This is a genomic window from Phaeocystidibacter marisrubri, from assembly GCF_008933165.1.
GTDB classification, from domain to species: Bacteria; Bacteroidota; Bacteroidia; order Flavobacteriales; family Schleiferiaceae; genus Phaeocystidibacter; species Phaeocystidibacter marisrubri.
On record NZ_WBVQ01000001.1, the window covers coordinates 1,610,720 to 1,635,577 of the forward strand.

13 protein-coding genes are annotated in these 24,858 nt (G+C 45.3%); 9 read left to right on the forward strand and 4 right to left on the reverse strand.

All coding sequences use genetic code 11. The features are described 5' to 3' along the window. Window positions 1-42: 42 nt before the first annotated feature. Entirely contained in the window at window positions 43-7,002 is a 6,960-nt protein-coding gene (locus F8C82_RS07220; protein WP_170266184.1) for a T9SS type A sorting domain-containing protein, read from the reverse strand. 167 nt (window positions 7,003-7,169) lie between these two features. Beyond that, a complete protein-coding gene (locus F8C82_RS07225) occupies window positions 7,170-13,295 on the reverse strand; it encodes a PKD domain-containing protein (RefSeq protein WP_151692873.1) in 6,126 nt (2,041 codons plus the stop codon). Between the two features lie 267 nt (window positions 13,296-13,562). Here F8C82_RS07225 and F8C82_RS07230 point away from each other — a divergent pair, with 267 nt between their 5' ends. From F8C82_RS07230 to F8C82_RS07250, 5 genes are all read left to right on the forward strand, one after another. Next, window positions 13,563-13,961, forward strand: coding sequence for a helix-turn-helix transcriptional regulator (locus F8C82_RS07230; RefSeq protein ID WP_151692874.1), 399 nt, complete (start codon window positions 13,563-13,565; stop codon window positions 13,959-13,961). Window positions 13,962-14,269: 308 nt separating this feature from the next. After that, the gene (locus F8C82_RS07235; RefSeq protein WP_151692875.1) at window positions 14,270-15,478 is read left to right on the forward strand and encodes a T9SS type A sorting domain-containing protein; all 1,209 of its coding nucleotides are present in this window, start codon (window positions 14,270-14,272) and stop codon (window positions 15,476-15,478) included. 9 nt (window positions 15,479-15,487) lie between these two features. Then, window positions 15,488-16,414, forward strand: coding sequence for a DUF6607 family protein (locus tag F8C82_RS07240; protein ID WP_188477410.1), 927 nt, complete (start codon window positions 15,488-15,490; stop codon window positions 16,412-16,414). 83 nt (window positions 16,415-16,497) lie between these two features. Then, window positions 16,498-18,732, forward strand: coding sequence for a TonB-dependent receptor plug domain-containing protein (locus tag F8C82_RS07245; RefSeq protein ID WP_151692876.1), 2,235 nt, complete (start codon window positions 16,498-16,500; stop codon window positions 18,730-18,732). Then, window positions 18,729-19,682, forward strand: coding sequence for an HmuY family protein (locus F8C82_RS07250; RefSeq protein WP_151692877.1), 954 nt, complete (start codon window positions 18,729-18,731; stop codon window positions 19,680-19,682). Before F8C82_RS07245 ends, F8C82_RS07250 begins: the two co-directional genes overlap by 4 nt. Before the next feature lie 32 nt (window positions 19,683-19,714). On the opposite strand, the gene F8C82_RS07255 is transcribed toward F8C82_RS07250, so the two are convergent. Next, a complete protein-coding gene (locus tag F8C82_RS07255) occupies window positions 19,715-20,053 on the reverse strand; it encodes a c-type cytochrome (protein WP_151692878.1) in 339 nt (112 codons plus the stop codon). 121 nt (window positions 20,054-20,174) lie between these two features. Here F8C82_RS07255 and F8C82_RS07260 point away from each other — a divergent pair, with 121 nt between their 5' ends. Genes F8C82_RS07260 through F8C82_RS07275 form a run of 4 tightly spaced genes read left to right on the forward strand, consistent with a single transcriptional unit; the run spans window position 20,175 to window position 23,476 of the window. Next, window positions 20,175-20,705, forward strand: a complete 531-nt coding sequence (locus F8C82_RS07260; RefSeq protein ID WP_151692879.1) for a hypothetical protein — start codon at window positions 20,175-20,177, stop codon at window positions 20,703-20,705. 54 nt (window positions 20,706-20,759) lie between these two features. Then, window positions 20,760-21,773: a formylglycine-generating enzyme family protein gene (locus tag F8C82_RS07265; RefSeq protein WP_151692880.1), complete on the forward strand. Its 1,014-nt coding sequence runs from the start codon at window positions 20,760-20,762 to the stop codon at window positions 21,771-21,773. Between the two features lie 29 nt (window positions 21,774-21,802). After that, window positions 21,803-22,459, forward strand: coding sequence for a porin family protein (locus F8C82_RS07270; protein ID WP_151692881.1), 657 nt, complete (start codon window positions 21,803-21,805; stop codon window positions 22,457-22,459). 6 nt (window positions 22,460-22,465) lie between these two features. Further along, window positions 22,466-23,476, forward strand: a complete 1,011-nt coding sequence (locus F8C82_RS07275) for a hypothetical protein (protein ID WP_223279459.1) — start codon at window positions 22,466-22,468, stop codon at window positions 23,474-23,476. A 66-nt stretch (window positions 23,477-23,542) separates the two neighbouring features. Here the strand turns inward: F8C82_RS07275 and F8C82_RS07280 are convergent, their stop codons facing one another. Then, on the reverse strand, window positions 23,543-24,805 hold the full coding sequence (locus tag F8C82_RS07280) for a hypothetical protein (RefSeq protein ID WP_151692882.1): 1,263 nt from the start codon (window positions 24,803-24,805) through the stop codon (window positions 23,543-23,545). Between the last annotated feature and the right edge of the window lie 53 nt (window positions 24,806-24,858).

Sequence of the window (24,858 nt, forward strand, 5' to 3'; positions counted from 1 at the left end):
TCCACCGGGGCTTCCTCTCAAAGAGAATGAATTCTCTAAGTCTTATTGCAGAGTCACTCTTCTATTCACAATATGTGAGCCGGACTGAATTCTGACAATGTAAACTCCCTTAGGAAGCTTGCTCAAGTCGAATTGACCGTTGTAAGAGTTGATTCTACCAAGCTGTTCACTAATCACTTCCTGACCTTGAACGTTGATGATAGATACACTCACTTCACTGTTGTTATCCAAGTTGAAGTCGAGTGTTACTACACCACCTGTAGGGTTAGGGAAGATATTTAGCGTACGGCTAAGTTCACTTTCCACAATGGAGATGTTGACGTCGAATGTTACCGTGTCTGTTACACTTCCACAGTCATTGTAAGCGGTCACGATGACCATCTTCACACCACCGGAAGTATAAATCGCATTCACATCGGTTGTAGACGCTGTCATTGCATCATCCAAATCCCAATAAACACTATCCGCGTTAGCAGCACCGGAAACCAGTGATACATAACCAGCAGAAGCAGTCACCGAGTCGATGGTATACGCCGCGTTAAGCGATGGTAGTGGACCATTTGCGGTAGTAACTGCAACCGGACCAACAAACGTTGTATCGCCGTTACACTCGTTACCCACGTAGAACTCATACGCTGTATTCGCCATTAGGCCAGAAACAGTGTAAGGAGCCGCTACATTCATGATCGTACCAGAACCCATGGTGAATCCTGCAGGACCGTACTCAAGGATAGAAGTAGGCTCAGAAGAGCTCCAATCCAATTCAACCGTAGTACAAGTCACGTTCGTTGAATTAAATCCAGCTGGTGACGGACATACACAGAAGTTATCAATGTAGTAGTTCGGAGTTTGACCAGTATTCGCAGCAGCGTAGAAATTCACCGCGTTAAATTGGTCACCGAAGTTCACACTACCCAAAGAGAACTGCCATCCTACGTTCGTTACCGAACCGTTTACAACAATCCATGCGGTATCGTTATCAAGATCAATGTGATGCTCGATCGTGTTCCAACCTGTTGTGTTGAATTGGTATGTACCAATTACAGCAGAACTATTGGTGCCACCATTAACTGTTGCCGTACCGTTTGCATCCATGTAAACTTCAATCGCCCAAACGTTAGTCGGACCAGTGTAGTTATGAAGGATGTTGTAGTAACCACCTGCACCTGTTGCCAAGGCAAAGTCGAAGGAAACCACAGCAGCACCTGAATTAATTGTATCGAATACACCCACCACGTCGCTAGTACTGTTTGTACCTGTTTCGTGAATGTGCATGGCTTGAGAACCTAGGAAGCTAACTACCTCGCCATCTTGTGCTTTGGTGTTGTTCCAACCGCTCCAAAGAACAGACTGTTCATCAACCAAACCAGTGTTGTACGCCTCGAAGTCGTCACATGGAATTGGAGTCAATTCAATCTTGAATGGACCTGTCCACATACCGGTATCGTTCGCACCACAAATTGGGCGGATGTACATCTCTTGTTGCAAGTTAGTAGGCAAGCCACTGAAGGTATACGAGCTACCTGTTGCAGCTACCGAAGTACCTGATCCCATGGCAAATCCACCTGAACCGTACTCAATTTCATACGTCTGACCTGTTACCGTTGGAGTCCAGTTCGCAGTAGAACCAGTAGTGCTCACAGCGGTAAAGTTGATCGCATTGATTTGAGGACAAGTAGGTGCTTCGCGGATTGAGATATCATCTAGTGACATGTCACTATAGTAGTTACTACCTCTTTCACCAATAAAGCGTACTTGAATAGTATCTGAGCTGAACGTATTCAACAATACTGTTTTTTCCAACCAAGGGTCAGAGCCAGCAGATTGTTGTTGACCGATAATTGAATCTACGCGCATCCAAGTCATACCGGCTGCATCGCGAGCTTCAACATAAAGGTTACCCATAGTTTGACCGTACATGTGGTACCAGAAACTTAGTTCTGGAACGTTCAAAGCACTTGCATCAACCCATGGACCTTGGAATACAGCTGTGTCTCCCAATGAGCCACCACTACATTCTAGGTACACATACATACCACCTGTGCTACCATTCAAAGTATGGTCATAGAATGGACCTGTACTCAATGAGTTCTCATTTGCACCAGAAGCATCTTCCGTTTCCCAACGTGGCATAGTAGAACCGCTGTTGTAGAAGTTCCAACAGTTTTCCAAAGAACCTGTTGAAATCTGACCTGGCGAAAGAACTTCCAAATCCGTGAAGTATGGAGCACTAAATCCAGAAGGACAAAGCGTACCGAAGCAGAACGGACCCACTGTTGAAGAAGAATCCATACCACTAGGACAAATTTCAGTGACATAGTAGCAGAATGCAGAAGCACTTGCCAAACCAGAAATCGTCACAGTATCATTTGTGGCCATCATTGAAGTACCCTGACCTGGCATAAATCCAGGAGCACCGTATTCAACATACCAAGTAGTGGCACCAGAAGTACCTTCTGTCCAGAATACATCTGCACTTGTAGAAGTTTCATTAAATGCACCTAGGCTTGAAGGACTAGCACATGCTGGCTTCTTGTAAATCTGAACATCGTCAACGAACACATCCGGACCAAAGTCAGAGTGCGCGAAGAATCCAACTTGAATGGTATCACCTGCTTGGAAATCCAAACCGATGTATTCCGTTGCACCAGAACCTGGAACGGTTGTTCCCGCACCGTCGGCAGAACCGAACGCCTGACCTGCTCTACTCCATACAACGGTCCAAGGACCACCAACAGCTCTTACGCGAACTTGCATAGAGTCGTATGGATAAGATGTAGCATATTGGTTAGAGTGCGACCATTTGAAGCTCAACTCAGCACTATCTGTAAGTACTACAAGTGGAGTTGTCATTTCATAATCTACATCATTTCTTGACCAGAAATCAGCTTCAGCCCACCCTGGATAACTGATCCACGGGTAATCACCGTTGTCAATATCCATACATGCAGGAGGCCAAGAACTATAGTCCTCGAAATAAGGCATGGTGTAAGGAAGACATAGTGTAGTGAATTGAACTGGACCTGTCCAGAAACTCACGTCACCCACTCCACAGCTATCGCGTACCCAAACATTATACGTAGTGTTGTCGGTCAAACCGGTCAACGTTACAGTATCGTTTGTTGCATTCATCCAAGTTGCAGGAGGAACTAGTGTAGTAGACGCAGGACCGTAAGCAATGTTGAAGTTGCTTGCTCCACCTGGACTGAAGTAAATCACACCAGAATTAGATGTTGCAGAAGCTTGTAGATAATCTACAGAATAAGGCTCCGGACAAGATGGAAGTGGTTCAACAATGAAGTCGTCCACAAACGCACTTGGACCCCAGTCTGAATTACCAATGATAGCAAACTCAGCAGTGTTACCTGTATAGGTAGCAGCGTCAAGTGCAAGGATTTCGTTCACACCTGTACCTGGAGTAGTTGTACCTGCACCGTCGTTCGAAGCGAAGTTACCATCACCAGCACGAGCGTAGAACAAGGTATCCCAAGTGGTAGTACCCAATACGCGAGCCAATACCGCCAAGTCATCATCAGGATAACTAGCTACATATTGGCCAGAGTGTGACCATTTGAACTTCACGCGTGCATCTACTGAAATATCAACGTTGCGCATATTCATGACGAATTGTGCATTGTTGTTACCCCAGAAGTACGCCTCAGCCCAACCGTTGTCGTTTGCCCAAGCTACATCACCTGCATCTGGGTCCACACAGTTAAGTGGCCATGCGTTGAAGTCTTCTGTGTACGTCATTGGAGCCGCACTACATGGAGTACACCAAGTGAAAGGTCCCATTTGAATGGTTGCACCACTCGCACAGTAACCGGTTACGTAGTAATCGTAACAAGTGTTCTCACTAAGTGTATCGATATTCAAGGTAGGTGAAGTAAGACCAGTAACCATACGACCTGCACCTGTGGCAGGAGTAAATCCTTGAGGTCCCCACTCTACATCAAATGTTAGATGGCTAGATGTAGCTCCCCATAGAAGGTCAACTTCATTCTCACTAATGATATTAGCTGTCAATGAAGAAACATTCGGACATGGAGATGGATCTAGACGCAATTGGAAATCGTCCATGTTGATACCTCCAGAGAAACCAGTCGTCATGGTCATGATACCGATGTGGTAAACGCCCGAAACTGGTGGGATGAAGGTTCCAACAAATTGAGTATAACCCGTTGCAGACACACCCGTTTGTGATGCCACAGAATAAGTCATTTGGCTAGGGTCTTGACCCGCACCGTATGCAATTGTCATTTGATCAATTGACGTAGCTCCCTCAGTTTGATACCAGAAGCTAAACTCGTACGACTGACCTGCAGATAGATTGAACTCTGGAGTAAATGACCACCATTCGTTGTTGAAACTATATCTGTGGTACAAATACTTAGTTCCGCTATTTGGACCAGGGTTCTGTCCTGATGTTCCAGAAGCTGTTCCCAAGTAGAATGTACTTGTGGTTGAATAATCCCAACATTGAGGTACAATACCAGCACCTACGCTAGGCATCAATTCGAAACCTTCGTTCCAAGGCAATGGTAATGTATCACAAGCAGTGTAGAATGAGAATGGACCAGCCCAAATGCTTTGACCTGTAGAACCACACACTGTTTGAATGTAGAGGTCATAACAGGTTGCTGCAGTAAGACCACCTAAACCAGATGTGTCATTGTTCAAAGTACCAGTAGGACCAGTACCTGGAGCAAATCCACATGGACCCCATTCAATGTTCCAAGAAGAACCAGAAGTGTCTGCTGTGAAGTAGAACGCCACGGAATCAGGGTTGATCATTGTGGTCGTGAATCCAAGAGGCTCCAAACAAGCAGGAACTTCTTCTACTACGAAGTCATTCACGAATGCATCTGGACCCCAGCTTGAGTGACCATTAATGATAAACTCAACTTCCTGACCTGTATAATGTGAAGGAAGAAGAATGATTTCTTGAACCCCTGTACCCGGTGTGGTTGTACCCGCACCGTCTTGAGAGTCAAAGTTACCATCGCCTGCGCGAGCGTAGAACAAGGTATCCCATGCTGTTGAATCCGCTGGACGTGAAAGAATAGCTAGATCGTCATTCGGGTAAGAGGTTGCATACAATCCAGAGTGTGACCACTTGAAAGACAACCTTGCATCTGCGGTCACGTCAACATTCTGCATTTGCATAATGAAGTCAACGTTGTTGTTACCCCAGAAATAAGCACGTGCCCAATCGTTACCATACACTTGCCAAGCTACTTGGCCCACATTTGGATCTTCACAGTCAAGAGGCCAGTTGTCGAATGTTTCAGTATATGGCAAGCTTGCAGCGAAACATGGCGTACAGATAGTGTACGGTCCTGACCAAGCAGAAACACCGTTACCTGAAGCCGAACAATCCGACTGAACATAGAAGTCCAAGCATGTTCCCGGAGGCAACATAGTTACGTTCACGGTGTCATTCGTAGTAGATACAATCTGACCCGTTCCCGGTGTATAACCTGTTGGACCCCATTCCACTTGTTGAGTGGAACCTGCAGAAGTAAATGTGATATCTACAGAGTTTGGAGTAAGGTTAGCATAAGAGAAGTTTTGTGGAGTTGGACACGGAGGTGCCTCATGTACGCTTACTTCATCCACAGAAGCATCACCATAGAAATTCGTGCTTCTCACACCGCGAATGCGAACAAGCGTGTAAGAAGTCTTTCCTGGAGTAAGATCAACAATCTTCTCAAGCCATGGCTCTGTAGAAGATGATTGTTGTTGACCAATCAAGCTGTCTAGCGTTGACCAAGTAGCTCCAGTATCTACTGAAGTTTCAATGTATAAGTTAGTCATCGTCTGACCATACATGTGGTACTTAAAGGTCAATTCTGGAGAAGTCAATGAAGACAAATCCATTGGAGGCATCTCCATCAGTGCATCTCCACCTGAGTTAGAAGCCTCGGTGTACAAGTACTTACCTGAACCAGATGCATCCGAATTTGGCCCTGTACTACTAGAACCTGTAGGACCTGAATTTACTTGCCAACGGAAAGAACTAGGAGACGTAATATTCCAACACGGATCATACGTTGTAGACGGAGACCAGGTGCTTCCGTCAAAGTCTTCATCGTAAGGGAAGGTAGCAACCGTAACACAAGTGGTCACGAAAGAAGTTGGGCCAGCCCAATCGGAATAACCCAAGCCGCCACTGCTACAATTTGAGCGAACATAAACATCATACGCTGTTGCTGGTGTTAAACCAGTGAGCGATGCAGTTGTAGCCGTTGCAGTGATCGTAGTGCCTGCTCCAATACCTGGAGTAAATCCAGCGGGACCATACTCCAACTCAAAGCTTGAATTCGTGGAAGTCCAGTTGATGTCAGCCGTTGAAGAACCAATATTGCTATTGTTCAAACAAATCGGCATGGTACAAACGCTGGAGCTGGAATTGTAAACAGCAACAGAGTCAATAGACATGTCTCCGTAGAAACTTGATCCTTTCTCACCACCAAAACGCAGTTTGGTAGATGACGAAATTACAGCGGACAAGTTTGCTGAATCCAACAACCAAGGATCGGTACTTGCAGTTTGTGTTTCACCTGAAAGTCGGTAAATGACACACCATGATGCACCAGAATCCAGAGATGCTTCAATAACCATATCCCCCATGGTCTGACCATAGCGGTGGTAATAGAAAGAGATCACTGGATTTGATAGGCTTGACAAGTCGAAATAAGGAGTTTCTACATAACCGTAGTTCCCAATTGTACCTGAAGAAGCCTCTAAGAACAGGTAGTTACCGCCAGTATGGTCGGCAGAAGGCCCTGTACTCGATGATGGAGTGGTGTTGTTGTCTACGAACCAAGTTGGAGTACTTGACGATCGTGGCCAACAGGCATCAAAGGTGGTAGATACCCCCCACGATGCTCCATCAAAATCTTCTAAATAAGGGAACGTATTGACGGCACATTGACTGTATCCCAAATACGAGACACCTAGTGCCAACAGCGTTCCCCACAATCGTAATGATTTTCTCATAGCGAAGAATTTGTGTTGAAAATGAAAAAAAATTGCGCGACATCCGTTTTTACGGACAATACCAAATATAGAATAATAAACGAGGAAATTACAAGTGAAATGGTTTTTCATGAAACAAAAAAGCCCCGACCAAATGGCCGGGGCTTATGCTTAAAGTCTAATTCGACTTACTGTAGCGTCAAAGGAAGTGTTTTCACTCCAGTCTCACCTGTTAGGCGGACGAAGTAAGCACCTCTTGGTAGAGCACTCAAGTCAGATGACCAAATGTACTCACCCTCTACTCTTCCGAGTGATTGGGTGTACAGAACTTGACCTTGAAGGTTTACAACTTCCAATGTCATGTCTTGGCCTTCTGCCATTTCAATACTCAAGCTTACGTTAGCAGATGCAGGGTTCGGGAATAGAGATACACTCTGAACTCCTGAAAGTTCATTCAACCCGATTCCTTCGATCATCACTGTATCCATGATGGTATCCGATCCACAAGCATTGCTAGCGATAAGCGTTACGTAGTACGTACCGTTTGCATAGATGTTGTGAACTGTATCACCAGTGGCAGTATTACCATCACCGAAGTCCCATGTGTAATCTGTAGCGTCAGTAGAACCAGTTGCATCGAATCTTACAAGACCCGTTCCGTTACCACCTACCCAGTTGTGCGTAATTGCAGCAGTTGGAGCTGGGTTGATCGTGAAGCTAACTGGAATCTTAGTTGGGCTACAAGAGTTACCTGCACGGTAAAGCATTCTACCGTTGAAGATACGTCCAGGGTTTGTACCAGAGAACGCACCACAAAGTCCCAAACCTAGATCCATAGTGAAGTCACTGTTAGAAATGGTTTGTGTACCATTTGTGTAGCTCGCTGCGAAGTTTACGAACATACCGTAGGTAGTTCCCGCAGAAAGCACCAATGGATTCTGGAACTCAACACGAGTACCGTTACCTGTACCCGCTGAAACCGTAGCAACGGCTTCGTGAAGGGTCCATGCACCTGCGTTGGTTTCATTACCAGCATAACCACCAGTCACGTAATAAACGTTTACAGTCATGGATGTACCTACACTAGATGTGGTGTTCACTACGAATCCTTCAACCAATAGAGGCTTGCTAGGAGTCAAGTCGAACATGTTACCACCACCACAACTGTTGCCACCAGCGAATGTAGTCTCAACAGAGTCCACTCCACTTGTTACATAACCGAGGTAGTAAGTAGTCTGATTTGGATCAGCTGTTACGCTCAACGTATCCCCTGTTGATACAGGTACAGTGTCGGTTGTGTTTTCATACCATCCATAAATCACACCTGGTTGAGGTACTGCGTATAGATTAGCCATGTCACCTTCACAAACTGTGTCGTTGCTAGCAACTGCTTGCGGCTCGTAAGAGATATAGCTCGCAGAAACTGAAGCAGCGGTATCATTTGTCAAGTCACCGTCATTCGTCAATGATAAGTATGCATCAACCGATACACTACCACCGTTGTAGATATTGAAGGTACCCACAACAATCGTATCCATTCCCGCACTTGGGATGGTCGTTGTGTACGTAGTATTCAAGTTAGCCGTAGTGGTACCAGTAACGTCTGCAAAGACATCCAAACTAGTGATGTCATTCAAACCAAGGTTACGTACAATCACAGAAACCACAACGTTAGAGTCACCACAACCACCTGAACCTGGCTCATAGATAGCCATCATTTCAGCATCCCACAAGAGTGGAGTGTATTCGTCAGCACCCATATCTACCACTGTAGAACCAGAAGCTGGACGAACGTCACCGTCGTAATCTTCAGCTACACCAACGGAGTTGTCACCCACGTCATTCGCTGCAGAACCTGTCAAGTGAAGGTCATCATTTGTAACGAAGATTGGATCCGCACTCACAGAGTTCGTGTTGTATCCAGACTGAGCTGCTTGCAAAGCTGCAAGATCAGCACAAGCTGCAGGATATTCCGCCAAGTTACCACCAGAGGTATTGTAGAACAAGTTGTAATCCATCGTGTCATTCGCTGTTGGAGCGGTACTGAAGTCGATGGCCAAGTTGCCTGCAACAACAATGTTGTTACGGAAGTCATAGTTAGAAGTGGAAAAATCTCTAATACCGTAACCATTACTGCGAATTGAGTTATGGTAGAAATCCAGATTCTGACATGAAGTAGTGATGTACAATGCACTTTGAGTGGTAGAACCATCACTGATGATCATGTTGTTGGCCCAATATCCGTTCGCCGTAGCGTCGTAACGGTTCAAACCAGCAGCATAGATACCATAAGTACGACCTGCGATGTAGTTTCCTACTACGTTGTAATCATGCAGGTAATAGAAGTAACCTCCATAACCACCAGAAGTGTTTGTGCTAGGAGCGATGTAGTTATCGTTGATCTCTACATCCTCGTAGTAATACACGCGCAATCCGTAGTAGTACTGACCAGAAAGGTGGTTTCTCTCAATCACAGCATTTGTAGTGTGAACAGTTGTTGAGTTACCCATTACGTTGATACCGTAGTAAGAACCTACCACTGTGTTATCCACAATTGTGATATAATCTGCATCACCACCTGTGCTCGACATAGAAGTCAATGAGTTGGTAACACCGATAACCGTACTTGCACTTGAAGTAGAACCTGGAGCAACCAACAAGTTGTTGTTGCTAATGGTGATACTATCAGAGTTACCGAATACGCGGATACCCGCAGCACTAGAAGCACTATCCACAATGTTCAATCCAGTGATTGTAACATGCTTGGCGTCTTCGATACTAATCATTGGTGTAAGACCGAATGACGTAAGTGTACCAGTTGAAAGACCGTCGATGGTGAACGTATTCGTATTGCTCACACCGTCAATCTCACCAATGGTCAACGTACCATTCAATGCCTGAGTACCTACAATCTGATACGTTACCGGACCACTAATACCACAAACGAGTGCAGCCATAGCCGTATCCAAATCAGCGAAGTTGTTAGGACCAGGTGTACCACCAACAGTGTAAACACCATTCAACTGAGCCAAACAAGCTGTGGTGAAGCTGAATGGACCGTATTGAGTACTAGAAGCATCACAGTTGTTTGAAACGTAGAATTCATAACATGTATTCGGGTTCAAACCACTAAGGGTATACCCTGGAGCTACGTTTGTAACCACTGTACCAATACCCGTTCCTGGAGTAAATCCACATGGACCCCACTCGATGTTGTAATCAGAAGTAGAGAATGCAGACCAATTCAGGTCACCAGCAGATGAAGTAATGTTCTCTGCAAAACCACCAGAAACTACGGAACAAGCCGGACCGTTACTGATAGATACGTCGTCAATACTCATATCACTGTAGAAGTTACTACCTCTTTCACCGCGGAAACGGAGCTGAATAGTATCTCCAATAAATGCTGCTAGTGGAACTTCAGCCAACAAGAATGGATCGCTACCGGCAGTTTGTTGCTCACCTGAAAGCATCCATACGTCGTCTACCCACATGCTACCGTTCCAAACATCTACGTGAAGTGTACCCATGGTCTGACCATACATATGGTATGCAAACTCTAGAGTTGGAGTTGTCAATGATGACAATTCAATGAGTGGAGAGTACAATTCTGCAGGAGAACCTGTAAATGAAGCTTCAGTAAACATGTAACCACCACCTGAAGTAGTCGGAGTGGTGTTGTCGTAGAATGGACCTGTGCTAGATGAATTCTCATTCGCACCCGATGCATCTTCCGATTCCCAACGGTAACTAGAGTTTGTATTGGTTGTCCAACAATTCTCAAATGCCAAACTCGCATCTGCCGTCCCGTATGTAGACAACGAGAAGTTCTCACTATACGGCGCAGAGAAGTAAGCAGGACAATTGGTTCTGAACTGGAATGGACCAGAAACTACAGACGTAGAATTTGAAGCACAATCTACGCTCACATATACATCCAAAAGCGTTGCTGGAGGAAGACCTGTTAGGTAAACGGAATCACCTGTACCTGTGTAAATAGTACTTGTACCAGGAGTAAAGCCAGCGATTCCCCATTCTACGTTAGAAGTAGTGGCTGAAGTATCAGCCGTCCAAGTGATAGCTGCAGATGAATCTGTAACCCAAACAAGGTTAAATCCAAGTGGCTCCAAACAATCTGGAACTTCTTCAACTACAAAGTCGTTCACGAATGCATCTGGACCCCAGCTAGAGTGTCCGTTAATCACAAACTCAACCACTTGCCCAGTATAGTGGGAAGGAAGAAGAACAATTTCTTGAATACCTGTACCTGGCGTAGTTGTTAGTGCGCCGTCTTGTGAATCGAAGTTACCATCACCAGCTCTTGCATACCATAAGGTATCCCAATTGGTTGAATCAACTGGACGAGCAAGTACAGCCAAGTCGTCATCAGGATAAGAAGTTGGAGAAGTTCTGTAGTGCGACCAAACGAAAGACAATCTCGCGTCTGCAGTAACGTCCACGCGTTGCATTTCCATGATGAAATCTGCGTTGTTGTTACTCCAGTAGTTAGCACGTGCCCAATCTGCACCGTAAACCTGCCATGAAGCAGTACCTGCACTTGGGTTTTCACAGACCAAAGGCCATGTGTTGAAGTCTTGGATATAAGGTAAGCTAGCAGCGTTACATGGAGTACAGAAAGAGAAAGGACCCGACCATACAGATGTACCGTTACCCGAAGCAGAACAGTCAGACTGAATGTAGAAATCCAAGCATGTTCCCGCAGGTAAGTTGCTCAATGAAATCGTGTCATTGGTCGAAGAAACAAAGGTTCCAGTACCTGGAGTAAATCCAGAAAGACCCCATTCTACGTTGTAAACGCTACCAGCACCTACAAATGTAACATCAACAGTAGTTGGCATTAAATTGAAGTACTGGAAGAATTGTGGATTAGGACAAGGTGGAGCTTCGTGCATGCTCACGTCGTCAATAGAAGCATCACCGTAGAAGTTTGTACTTCTCACCGCGCGAATACGAACCAATGTGTATGCAGTTTTAGCATATGTCACATCAATGATTCGCTCCAACCATGGATCTGAACTAGCAGAATGTTGTTGTCCGATCAAACTGTCAACCGTATACCAAGAAGTACCTGTATCTACTGATGTTTCGATATACAAGTCAGACATGGTCTGTCCGTACATGTGGTACTTGAAGCTCAACTCTGGAGAAGTCAAGGAAGTCAAATCAAATGGAGGCATTTCCATAATAGCATCACCACCAGAAGAAGATGCTTCTGTGTAGAGATACTGACCTGAACCCGAAGCATCCGAAGATGGACCGGTACTACTAGAACCCGTAGAACCACTGTTTACTTGCCAGCGGTAAGAACTAGGCGCAGTAATGTTCCAACAAGGGTCGTACGTTGTAGTAGGAGACCAAACGTTAGTACTGTCAAAGCTCTCATCATAAGGATAAGAAGTAACGGTAACACAAGACGTTACGAAAGAAGTTGGTCCCGCCCAATCAGACGTACCCAAACTACTTGAACTACAATCTGAACGAACATAAACATCATAAGACGTAGCAGGTGAGAGTCCTGTCAAAGTGATTGATGTTGAAGTTGCAGTTGTTGTTGTACCGAGTCCCATACCTGGTGTAAAACCAGCTGGACCGTACTCAATGTCAAATGCACTGTTGGTTGAAGTCCAAGTAATATCCGCTGTAGATGAACCTACATTTGAATTTGCCAAACAGATTGGCATATTACACACAGCAGATGTTGAATTGTAAACCGCAACAGAGTCAATCGACATGTCTCCGTAGAAGCTAGATCCTTTCTCACCACCAAAACGAAGTTTAGTGTATGTAGACTTAACCGCAGTCAAGTTTGCAGAATCCAACAACCAAGGATCTGTTGATGCCGTTTGTGTTTGACCCGTTAATCGGTAAACCGTACACCAAGTTGCACCTGAATCCAGTGATGCCTGAATAATCATATCCCCCATGGTCTGACCATAGCGGTGATAATAGAAGGAAATAACTGGATTGCTTAGACCAGAAAGGTCAAAATAAGGAGTCTCCACGTAACCGTAGTTACCGGCGGTACCTGAAGACGCTTCCAAGAACAGGTAATTACCGCCCGTATGGTCGGCAGAAGGGCCCGTACTGGATGATGGAGTTGTGTTGTTGTCGACCGTCCAAGCTGGTGTGCCCGAAACTCTCGTCCAACACGGATCGAAGGTGGTAGATACCCCCCAAGATGCCCCATCGAAATCTTCCAAATAAGGAAATGTAGATACTGAACATTGCGCGTTACTTGTGTGCGACAAGGTCAACGCGAATACAGCACTACACCAGAGTAGAATTTTTCTCATGGCGAAGAATTTGTGTGAATAATTTAACAAGATTCGCCCTCTCAAAACGAATCGTGCATCCCAAATATAGCAGATTAAGGATTCTCTACAATGAAATTGAACGATAAACCCTACAAAAAATACTATTTCACTTGAAATCGTAACAATACAGCCCGTTTGCCGCAGGTAAAAATCAAATCAGAATACTATTTCATTTTTTTTTCGATCTCACCCCAACGTGAAAAGAATACTGGGCGTATAGATGGTATCAACAAGACTGGAAGTAATATGCATATCAAAGACTTCATCGAAGATCATCACGCTTTTATCGAGCGAATTGAAGATCGCCTTTCTGCGTTCCAACGCACTTCGGACCCCTACTACCTCGAAGAGATGAAGCAACTCATCCAAAGAAAGAAAAGTGCAACTTCCAGCTATTACGTTGAATCTCATTTTAGTGAGACTACAGAAGAGACGTTCCTCCAACGCCTCCAGCGCTCCCATCCCGACCTCACCTCTCACGAATTGCGCATCTGTACACTCTTGCGATTGGGCCAAAGTTCTAAGTCCATCGCCACAAGCTTGAATATTAAATCCGCTTCCGTGGATGTAGCCCGACACCGAATCCGAAAAAAATTGAATATCCACTCGGGTGATTCACTCTCTAAATATTTGAGTGAATTCTGAGGCGCTATATAATAATGGTATAAAGTATTCTTATCGTTCTTCCATCTCTCCCATAATACGGGAGTACCTTCCCATGCATTAGCACGTCGACGAACCTTATCATCTGTATAGGATATTTTCGACGTATACCGTCATTTTCATACTTCACATCTTGAAACATACACCAGTAATCGAACTTCATTTGTTTGATTATTAATCATTTAGACCGCTATTTAGAATCCTTCTAATTTTATTGGCTTTTCCTTTGACGTTATTCTTCGTCACAACTATATTTGCCTCGTTATTTTAAATCAATCTAAATAAAGATAATGAAGCGTTTATACACGGTTACCCTTGCCTGCCTCACTAGCTCTATCGCATTCTCGCAGCAAGATTCAGTTTCCCTTGACCCAGGCTACCAAAGTGAAGTATGGTACAGCCTTTCCAATGGAGAAGTGTCTTCTAACAACGTCAGCATCTGGGATCTTGGATTTGATGTGTCTCCAACGGGATATGCTATCCGTATCAACGCCGGAAGCGGTATTCGAGCATGGGCCTATCCAGGTGATACATCTGATTTTGAAACCCTAGACACAACCGGTATATCTGGATGGACGGAATTGACAAACGGGGAAATCAGTTGGTATGAAGGTGCACTCAATTCCCTGGAAAACGGTTTGGACGTTGGTTGGGGTGAATACGATATGAGCACTCACGTCATTACCGGAAATAGAATCTTTGTATTGGAATTTGGGAATGGCTCTTACCAAAAGTTGATCATCAACTCTCTCACTTCAGGATCTTTCTACTTCCATCATGCATCCCTCGACAATAGCATGGACATGTCGCACGTGCTCACTAAATCAGACTTTACAAATGTCGACTTTGGCTACTTCAGCCTAATTAACCATTCATCTGTACAAGTAGAGCCACAAAGCGACTGGGATCTGTACTTCGGAAAGTACACGGCAGACCTCGGAATGCCATACAACGTAACAGGTGTTCTTCTTCAGCCTGATGCACAAGCGGTAAAAGCCTATCCAGTAAATGATCCAAATACCTATACCAACTGGGGTTCATGGGGATTCTCAAGCGATATGAACACCATTGGCTACGATTGGAAGTCATACAACTTCTCTCAAGGCGGATATGATATCGCAGACAGTACAGTGTACTTCGTAAAAACAGCAAATGAGGACATTTACAAGGTTGTGTTCACAGGATTTGGTGGATCATCTACGGGAAAAATGTACTTCAATAAAAGTTTGGTTTCTACCATTGGCCTAAATGAAGAATCGTCTTCTTTCATAGAGGTGTATCCCAATCCCGCTTCAGACATCATCACGATTGTTTCTGATTACAATGAAAATGCTACCGCTCAACTCCTTTCCACCAATGGAAGTATAGTACGCACAACTTCTTTGAAATCCAGCCTATCCACACAATCCATCGACGTTAGCGCACTGCCTAGAGGGATTTATATCCTTCGCGTTCAAAGTGGATCCGACGTTCAAACCGAAAGAATCATCATCCAATAAACCATCGAAATGAAAAAATTAGCCCTTCTTTCATTGAGCCTTTTGAGCGTACCTACCCTTGCTCAGAGTCAGGAAGATCGCGATGCCATCCTCGCGCAATGCGGTTGTAAAGAAGTTGAATTCGACTTCGTGGAAACCTTCATTTATGCAGAAGACTACGAAAGACGTGAACCGTATCATGCACATGCCACAGCAGAGTGGATTTTTGCGGATGAAACGGAAGATGACAAAATTGTGATTCAACACATTTTGGTGGTGAACGATTCCATCATCGTAAAACACTGGAGACAAGATTGGTTGTTCGAAAACACAGACATCCACAACTTCATGGGAGATTCCAAATGGGATTATGTCAAGCTTGATGAAAACTCTGCAGAAGGTCAGTGGACACAGAAGGTCTACCAAGTGGATGACAGTCCCCGCTACCAAGGAAGCGCAACATGGGTACACGTTGATGGTCGATCTTTTTGGGAAAGCACTACCAACGCGCCACTTCCTAGACGTGAATACACCAAGCGCAGCGACTATAATGTCATGGAGCGTACCAACCGCCATGAAATCACAGAAAATGGATTTGATCACATTCAAGAAAACATCAAAACCGTTCTGAAAGACGGCGAGAAAACACCTATTGTTAGCGAAGCCGGCCTCAACCGCTACACCTCTACTGATGATTCAAAATGTGAGGTAGCACGAGTTTGGTGGAATGAGCACAAGGCATACTGGAGAACCGTTCGTTCGGTATGGGACGAAATTCTCCTTCCGAACAACAACGTAGAGATTGAATCTTTTGTAGACGGCAAACTCCTTTGGAAAGCATTGTACGCTTTTGAAGAAGAATCAAAAGACCTTTCTGAAACCGAATTACGTGAAGAGCTGAAAGAACTGATGAATGAGTACGTCACACTCACTCCAACTGTAAGCTCTGTAGAATAAGCATAGTTGTGTGTTGCACTTTGTGCAATTGCCCTGAGTCTGGAACCCTTCAGACTCAGGGTTTCACTTTGAACTGAAGCAAATTGAACCGCACGTTCCCCCTCACCCTACTCTTACTCCTGACCTCCCTCACAGCATGGAGTCAGCATACTATTCACATTGTGGACGAAAACAAGTTGCCTGTTCCGTACGCTTGTGTGAAGATTAAGTCGCCCAGTGGAACGGTTGAAAACGTGATTTTCTCCAACCGTGAAGGTCAAATCACCATCAATAAGCAAACCGATGGTAACCAACTGATTGCAATTGATGCCTTGGGATATTCTACCTACGAAACCCGACTTACTCAGATCCCAGCTACCGTTCAACTAGAACCCCGTTCTGAGATCCTACAAGACATCGTCGTTACCGGACAACATGCGCCAACCACCGCAGAGGCTGCGGTTCACGATGTTCGCGTCATCCAAAAATCTCGCATTGAACAAATGGGCGCCAACAATGTGAGCGAAATCCTCTCTAAAGAATTGAACCTCAGAAGCTATCAAGACAATGTTCTTGGAAGCCAGATGGAAATGCAAGGCGTTTCAGGACAAAATATCAAGGTTCTCATCGATGGAGTCCCGGTGGTCGGCCGACTAGACGGTAACATCGACCTTAGTCAGATTGACGCCAACAGCGTGGAGCGCATAGAAGTCATTAAAGGTCCTCTCTCCGTGCAATACGGCACCGACGCCCTCGGTGGAACCATCAACATCATCACCAAGCCAAACACCAACGTCACCGCAGCTCAAATTAAAACCTACTATGAGTCGGTGGGACAATACAACACCCACCTCAACCTTAACCTAGGCACCTCCAAACACCAAGTTAAATTCAACGGTGGCCGACAATACTTTGACGGTTGGTCCAATGGAGACCCTCAATTCCAATATCTATCTGAAATAATCAGCGATTCATCCCGCTTCCAAACTTGGAAACCCAAACTCCAATGGATGGGACGTCTGAACTACGACTATAACCCACGACAAAACCTCAACATCGGATTAGGAGCCTCTATCTACACGGAAGAAATGACCAACAGGGGTTTACCTCGCGGTCCCTATGGAGAAACGGCATTTGACGATATATACCAAACCGATAGAAACGACGCTTCCATTCGAGTGAATTGGAAAACCCCATCGAACTCTCAACTCAACATTCTCACAGCCTACAATTACTACAACCGCACAAAGAACACCTTTGTAAGAAACCTCACGAACCTCGACTCTGAATTATCGTCGAACTCCGGCGACCAAGACACCACTCGATTTGATTCCTGGATGAGCAGAGGTACTTGGAGTTCTTCCGCCGACAGCAATGCCGTGCGATACTCCTTGGGTTACGATATGAACATGGAATCTACTGTAGGAAGACGCATTGAAAACGGACGGCAACAAATTACCAATATTGCAGGCTTCACCGATGTTGAATGGAACATTACTGAAGCTTTGATTCTTCGCCCCGGCGTACGCTTCGGCTACAACAGCACCTTCGAAATTCCTGTGATTCCCTCCTTCCAACTCCGCTGGGGAAAGCGCGAAAACGTGATGCGCTTCTCCTATGCTCGAGGATTTAGATCACCTTCATTGAAAGAACTCTATTTCGATTTTGTAGATATCAACCACGACATCCATGGCAACACCTCTCTTCTTCCTGAAGATGGCCACAATTTTCGAGTGAGCTTTCATCACAACCACACGTTCAGTGGAGGTCGTTTTAACTGGTGGGTGGAATCCTTCTACAACGATATTCAAAACCTCATCTCCCTCGCTCAGACCGGAAGTTCCACACTCTACAGCTATGTGAATATAGGCGAGTTTCAATCCATGGGAATCAATTTGGGAACCGCTTTGAGTTACGAGCAGTGGTCTATTGATCTTGGAGTCGCATACACAGGGCAATCTGGTCGAACCATCGAATTAGCCGAAGAACCCGTACTCTACAGCCCAGAAATTCAGAGCACCTTAAAGTATTTCATCCCTAGCATCAACCTCAATCTAAGCCTATTCTACAAGTACAATGGCGTGCAACTGGGGTACGGAATAGATTCGGACGACCAGGTTTACCAAACGCGAATTGACGACTATCACTCCATGGACCTAACCGCATCAACTTCCTTCTTTAAGCGCAAGTTGAAACTTACAGCAGGCGCTAAAAACCTCTTCAACGTCACCTTACTAAACGCAACCTCAAGTAGTGGAGCGCATTCAGGAGGTGGCTCCATCCCTCAAAACTGGGGAAGATCCTACTTCATCGGATTATCATATACCATCGGAAAATGAGAATCACAATACTCACCACTGCTGTTCTTCTTCTCAGCGCTTGCCAGCCTGACGAGGTAGCCATTCCAGGCCATACATCTGGTTCAGAAGAAAGTCATTCTGTAGAAATCGGGCCTGATTACAGCCATCAACTGTACTACAGTTTAGAAGAAAAAACCGTGATTCGTCAGAATGTAAAGACCGAATGGGATCTCGGCTTCGAATCCGCAGAAGAAGGCTATCACATCGTCTTGAATTCCGCCCTTTACAATGCAGTTGCACATGTAAACAAAGAGTTCTCATCGCCTCTTCAACTCGACAGTCTTGATTGGAAATACGACTCTTCCAAGGGAGATTTAGACAGCACTGCTTTTGGCGACTACCGTCAGCTTACCGGATTTTTTGCGTTAGACCTTGGACGTAACGTTGACGGTAGTTCCAGAGGCTATATTCGACTGCAAATACTCAGTCATTCTGAAAGCGAATACTCCATTCGAGTGGCCGATTTGGCCTTGACTTCAGAAGACACTTTCACCATTGCAAAAGCAGCGAATACTACCTACACATGCTTCAGCATAGATCGTCGATCTGTGGTTGACATAGAGCCTCATCGTGCGGGTTGGGATCTTTGGTTTACGCCCTACACTTATGTATTCCACAATCCCCCCCTTCCCTACTCGGTTACTGGAGTTCTCATCAACCCACACCAAGTGGAAGTGGCAATTTCTAGCGATTCATGGGAGAATACCACCTATGAATCCAGCACCGCGCTCTCCTTCTCCAGTCAACACGATGTGATTGGCTATGAATGGAAAGAGTACAACTTCGATTCAGGACTTTACGAAATCGACAATTCCATCATTTATGTGATTCGAAGCGTATCGGGTAAAATTTACAAACTCCGGTTTACTGATTTCTACAACAATGTTGGAGAAAGAGGCTATCCGACGTTTGATTTGGTAGAACTCTAAGGTGACGTATACTGAAACTAGGTTACGGTTACCTACTTTGCATGAGGCCCCATAGCCAATACGTATTGCAAAATCAGATTCTCATCAGAAGGTGTGAGGGTAGAACCTTTTCTGTTTGCCTTCGGAACCATGGCTGGAACAAGACGTCTCCACTCCTCCTCGGTATAGGCTTTCGGATCTTCTAAGCCGTGACACTTATTGCAATTCGCAGAGTACAACTCGTAGCCTTTGGTCAATTCCGCAAGCGTGAGGTCCGGGTTAGCAGTGCTTACTCTCTCTACATCAGAAGTTGTTGGGGAAGCCAATTGAGCGGAGCCACATGAGGCTAGAAATGCGATGGATAGTACAACGCCATATTTGATAACCTTCATTAAATCTAGTTTTCAGTTGAATTTTTGAATCTGTCCAATTTAGAAATATTCTCTCTACTACACTTGTACGACTCAATGGACTTCCACGTACAAATGGTATATTGTGGTAAACCTAACCACTATGCCTCGACACTATTTCCTCCTCTCCTTCCTATTGTTGTTTTGTATTTCGAACGCCGGAATGAGTCAGACAGAACCTGAAGGCAAGCCCAATTCCATCGGTGTATTAATCGGTCATAGCATCATTCCAAAGGGGGCTAAAAACGGTATAACCACTGCCATTATAACTCCCTCTTGGGCGATCGATTACAATTATGCCCTTCCCAATGGAATCACGCTTGGATGGCACAATGAAATCATCATTGAATCCTTCGAATACGAATCAACTGAAAATCAAGGTATAGTAATCGAACGATCCCGACCAATAGCCTCTTGCATCACTGCCGGTTATCAATACAAATCGATTCTCGCTTACATCGGCGGAGGCCTTGAAACAGCCAAAGAGGGCAACTACGGACTGTTTAGAATAGGCGCAGACTACTCCCTAGAAATGAGGTGGGATATGGAGTTTGTGATGGCCGTTAACTGGGATCTCAAAGTAGATGCGTACGATAGCTACGGCATTTCTGCAGGCATCGCTAAGAGATTCTAACTATCTTTCTGATTCGAGCACAACCTTCAACTAAATAAGAAATCAACACGATAGATGAAATACCCGCTACTCCTTTTAGCTGTTGCATTTAGCCTTCTCAGTTCTTGTAACTCCACGCCAGATCCCGAACACGAGGGCATGGTTTGGATTGAAGGAGGAACATACCGTGTAGGAAACGAAGGTTCGGAAGCCAAGAATGTAGAAGGCCCGGTTTACGAAGTTGAAGTGGACGGATTTTGGATGGATGAAACCGAAGTGACCAATGCTCAATTCAGGGCATTTGTAGAAGCTACAGGCTACAAAACCGTGGCAGAACGTCCAGTAGATTGGGAGGAAATCAAGAAGCAACTTCCTCCAAACACACCTCGACCACCGGATTCTATTCTTCAGCCTGGCTCATTGATTTTTGAACCAGCACAAGCCGCCAACTTATACGATTTGTCGCAGTGGTGGAAATGGGAATTAGGCGCCGATTGGAAGCATCCTCACGGTCCGAACAGTTCCATTGAAGGAAAAGACCAGCATCCGGTCGTTCACATCGCATTTGAAGACGCACAAGCCTACGCCAATTGGGCGGGCAAGAGTTTACCAACCGAAGCACAATGGGAAATTGCTGCGCTTGGAGGAAATGGACCCAGCGATTTCGCATGGGGCAATGAACTCACTCCAGAAGGAGAATATCTAGCCAATTACTTTCAAGGCACTTTTCCTGACGGCAATTCTGCCGCCGACGGCTATTCAACCACCGCTCCCGTTAAGAGCTTCCCTCCCAATGATTATGGGCTGTACGACATGATTGGGAATGTTTGGGAATGGACCTCCGACTGGTATCGTCCCGATACCCACCGGAGCAATAAAGCGTTGGCAAAAGTGCGTGGATGCGTGAACCCGAATGGCCCTTCGCAGAGCTACGACCCGAATGACCCACTCGTCCCTAAACGCGTTACCAAAGGTGGGTCTTTCCTCTGTAGTTCAGAATACTGCAGCAATTACCGCCCCTCTGCTCGAATGGCAACTGCTTTTGATTCTGGTCAAGAACACCTGGGATTTAGATGTGTCTCTAAGTGAAAAAACTATTCGTCATAGCACTTCTAGGAATGTCAGTAGCGGCACAATCGCAAATACTGATTTCCCTGCTATTTGGCGATAAGTTAAACTCGGATGGTGTAGAGTTTGGATTGGATGGAGGATTGGCGATTCCAACTTTGACGCAAACGGAAGAACTCAAAGCTCGTTACACCTTGAATTTGGGGATGTACTTTGATATTCGAATCCGTGAATCGTGGTTCTTGCACACGGGGTTTATCGTGAAATCTCCAGGTGGTGGAGCCAATATTTCCCCCTACACCACAGGCATTAGCTCTATCGACGATCAACTTGACAAATCAAAGGTAACGCGACGATTGGGATACATTCATCTTCCCGCTTTCATTCGCTACCGTTTCCCGAATTTCCTCTTTTTAGAAGGAGGTCCACAAGTGGGATTTATGACCGCCGCCTATGATCGATTTCGAATACAGTCCGGCGATAACGATTTGGAGTACAAACACGACTTGATCAATCAACACCATCGATGGGATGCTGGACTGACTGTTGGCGTTGGATACAAGCTTTTCCACGGTCGAGGTATCACAACGGGAGTTCGCTACTACATGGGACTCACGGATGTTTCAAAGAACGACGGCATTCAACAAAATCGCATTGGGTACATCTATGTGAGCATACCCATTGGTAGACACGACATCCCAGAATAATAGCGTATGAAGAAGCTACTTTTACTAGCCTTAATCACCTCTAGCCTAACTTCTATGGCACAGGGTGTAAATCGCGAAAAGAACGAAGCGTACAAGGCGTATTTCGACAGTCTACAAACGATGGACTACGACTATTACTTGCCCATTTACGGCAAAGGTGCCTATCGGAGAGGTTTTGACCTTCAATTGGCCGCAGGCATTAGTCCGGTCTACTTTACACAAACCCAAGAAATCACCATTCAATCTACGTCCATAGGTTTCAATGGTGGACAAAAAGTGGACATGAGTAGCTTCATCGAATTTGGACCTACTATCGCTACCACGCATGCTTATACCGTTCGTCCGGATATCTGGCTATTTCCCTTTCTAAACCTCTACGGAATTCTGGGCGGAGGAACCACCACCACAGAAGTCACCTTATTGAAACCCATTGGTTTTCAAACTTCACAACATTTCACCGCTCAATCCTACGGCATTGGTGCCACCCTAACTGGCGCCGTGGGGCCCGTCTGGATTGCTTGGGATAACAACTACAACTTCGTGGATGTAGAAGCACTTGTTGAACCTGTGCCTGCCTTTAATTCTAGTCTTCGAGTAGGCCACAACTTCCTCAATCCCACACGCCCGGATAGATCCATGGCAATCTGGGTGGGAGCTTTCTATCAAAAACTCCAAAACGACACGCGAGGCAATCTGCCCATCTCTGACATCTTCCCCAGTGTTGGCACGGGACAAAACATAGAAACCATGCGCGACTGGGCCAGCGGGCTCCCGCCAGCTCAACGACTTGTCGCCAATCAAATCATTGATAAAATCGAAGAATTTGGTCAGGGGAATGATGTTGGAAATGCCACGATCGACTACGAACTTCAAAAGAAAGTCACTGCGCCCTTCAACCTCATTCTAGGGGCTCAATATCAATTCAATAAGAACTGGATTGCGCGCACAGAACTGGGAGTATTTGGGAAACGAAGTCAGTTCCTACTCAGTTTGAACTACCGCTTCAACCTGATTTAGAAAATTGTGATCCTGATAAAAAGTACCTTCCTAAGTGGAGGCACCTTCCATTCTATCTAGAACTGATTATTTATCCAATTGCACCGTGGTTCCAACAGACACTCCAAAATAGCTCTGGTATTGAATTGAATCTTCCGACCCAATTCTTGCCGCGCTCTCCAAGCCGCTAACAGCGTAGAATAGACCAATGGTATTCACAGAGTTTGCAATCTTCAATCGGCTTCCGCCCGAAACACTCACTAAGCTCTGCTGCCTCTCCTCACCGTTTACCACTTCCTTGTACGGGTTATAACTGATTCCAAAGTAAGAATCTATATCCTCTTTTATCGTAGCGTTCAACCCTGTGCTTATTCGGATGTTCTCAGGACTCACAGGGTCTACAGGCGCCTCGCCTTCGTAATAATCATGCGTAACTTCCATGGCATACGCTACATCCATGGCCCAAAAGATTTTCTTTGAGACTTGATATGAAAACCCCAATCGAAAATCCATAGGATTCTTCTGGTGAACCTTCTTACCCACAAGATCCAACACACTTGAAGTCGGAGGTGACGATCCATCGTTGATGTAAGAATACTGGTAATAATCTCCTGAACCCTCAAGGCGAATACTCGGTGAAGAAACGCGGAGTCCGAGCGCAAAATCCTCCCACTTCTTCTGGATCCCTACCACTCCAAAAAGCGTATACGACTCCAGCGTTTGACGAGATTGTGAAATACTCGCAATGGTAGGGTCTGAGATAAAATAGCCATTCGACCCCGTGGTGAACAAGCTGTAGTAATACTGTCCGGTCAGCGTCAACCCAAGTGACCATCCGTTGCCAAGCTTCTTAGCAGTAGAGAGTCCGCCTAAGAAATACTCCTCTCTATAGTCCTGAGTAATGGTAATGTTATACGGATTTGAGGGACTATTGATAATCCAATCATTCTTGCCCTCATAATTAAAGTGATACGGAACCAAAAGAGAGAAAGCCACCACCCAATCTCCAAAGGATCGGGTTCCAATCATGCTACTGGGAAGTGAGCGATAACCTGCCCCCTCAAAATCCAACTCATCATTCCCTAGGGTTACCAGTGGATCAGCTTTAAAATCAAAACTGAAGTAGGCATTTCCCGAAAATGAAAAGCTAGAACCTTCTAACTCCGTCAGCGCAGCCGGATTGTAATACACGGCCCCCGAAGAGCCATGTCCCCCCGTTCCGGTATTGGCCATCAGCGCCTCCTTATCCCCTAAAGGCATAATGTTTTGGTTAAATCTCCCCTGCGATAATGCAGGAGCGGAAAGTACCCCCAACGCAAGCACTGCGAAAGACCGTGTAAACTGATTCATAGTCAGGTAGTATGATTGTCCATTCTAAATATATGAAAATAGAGAGGGTGAAA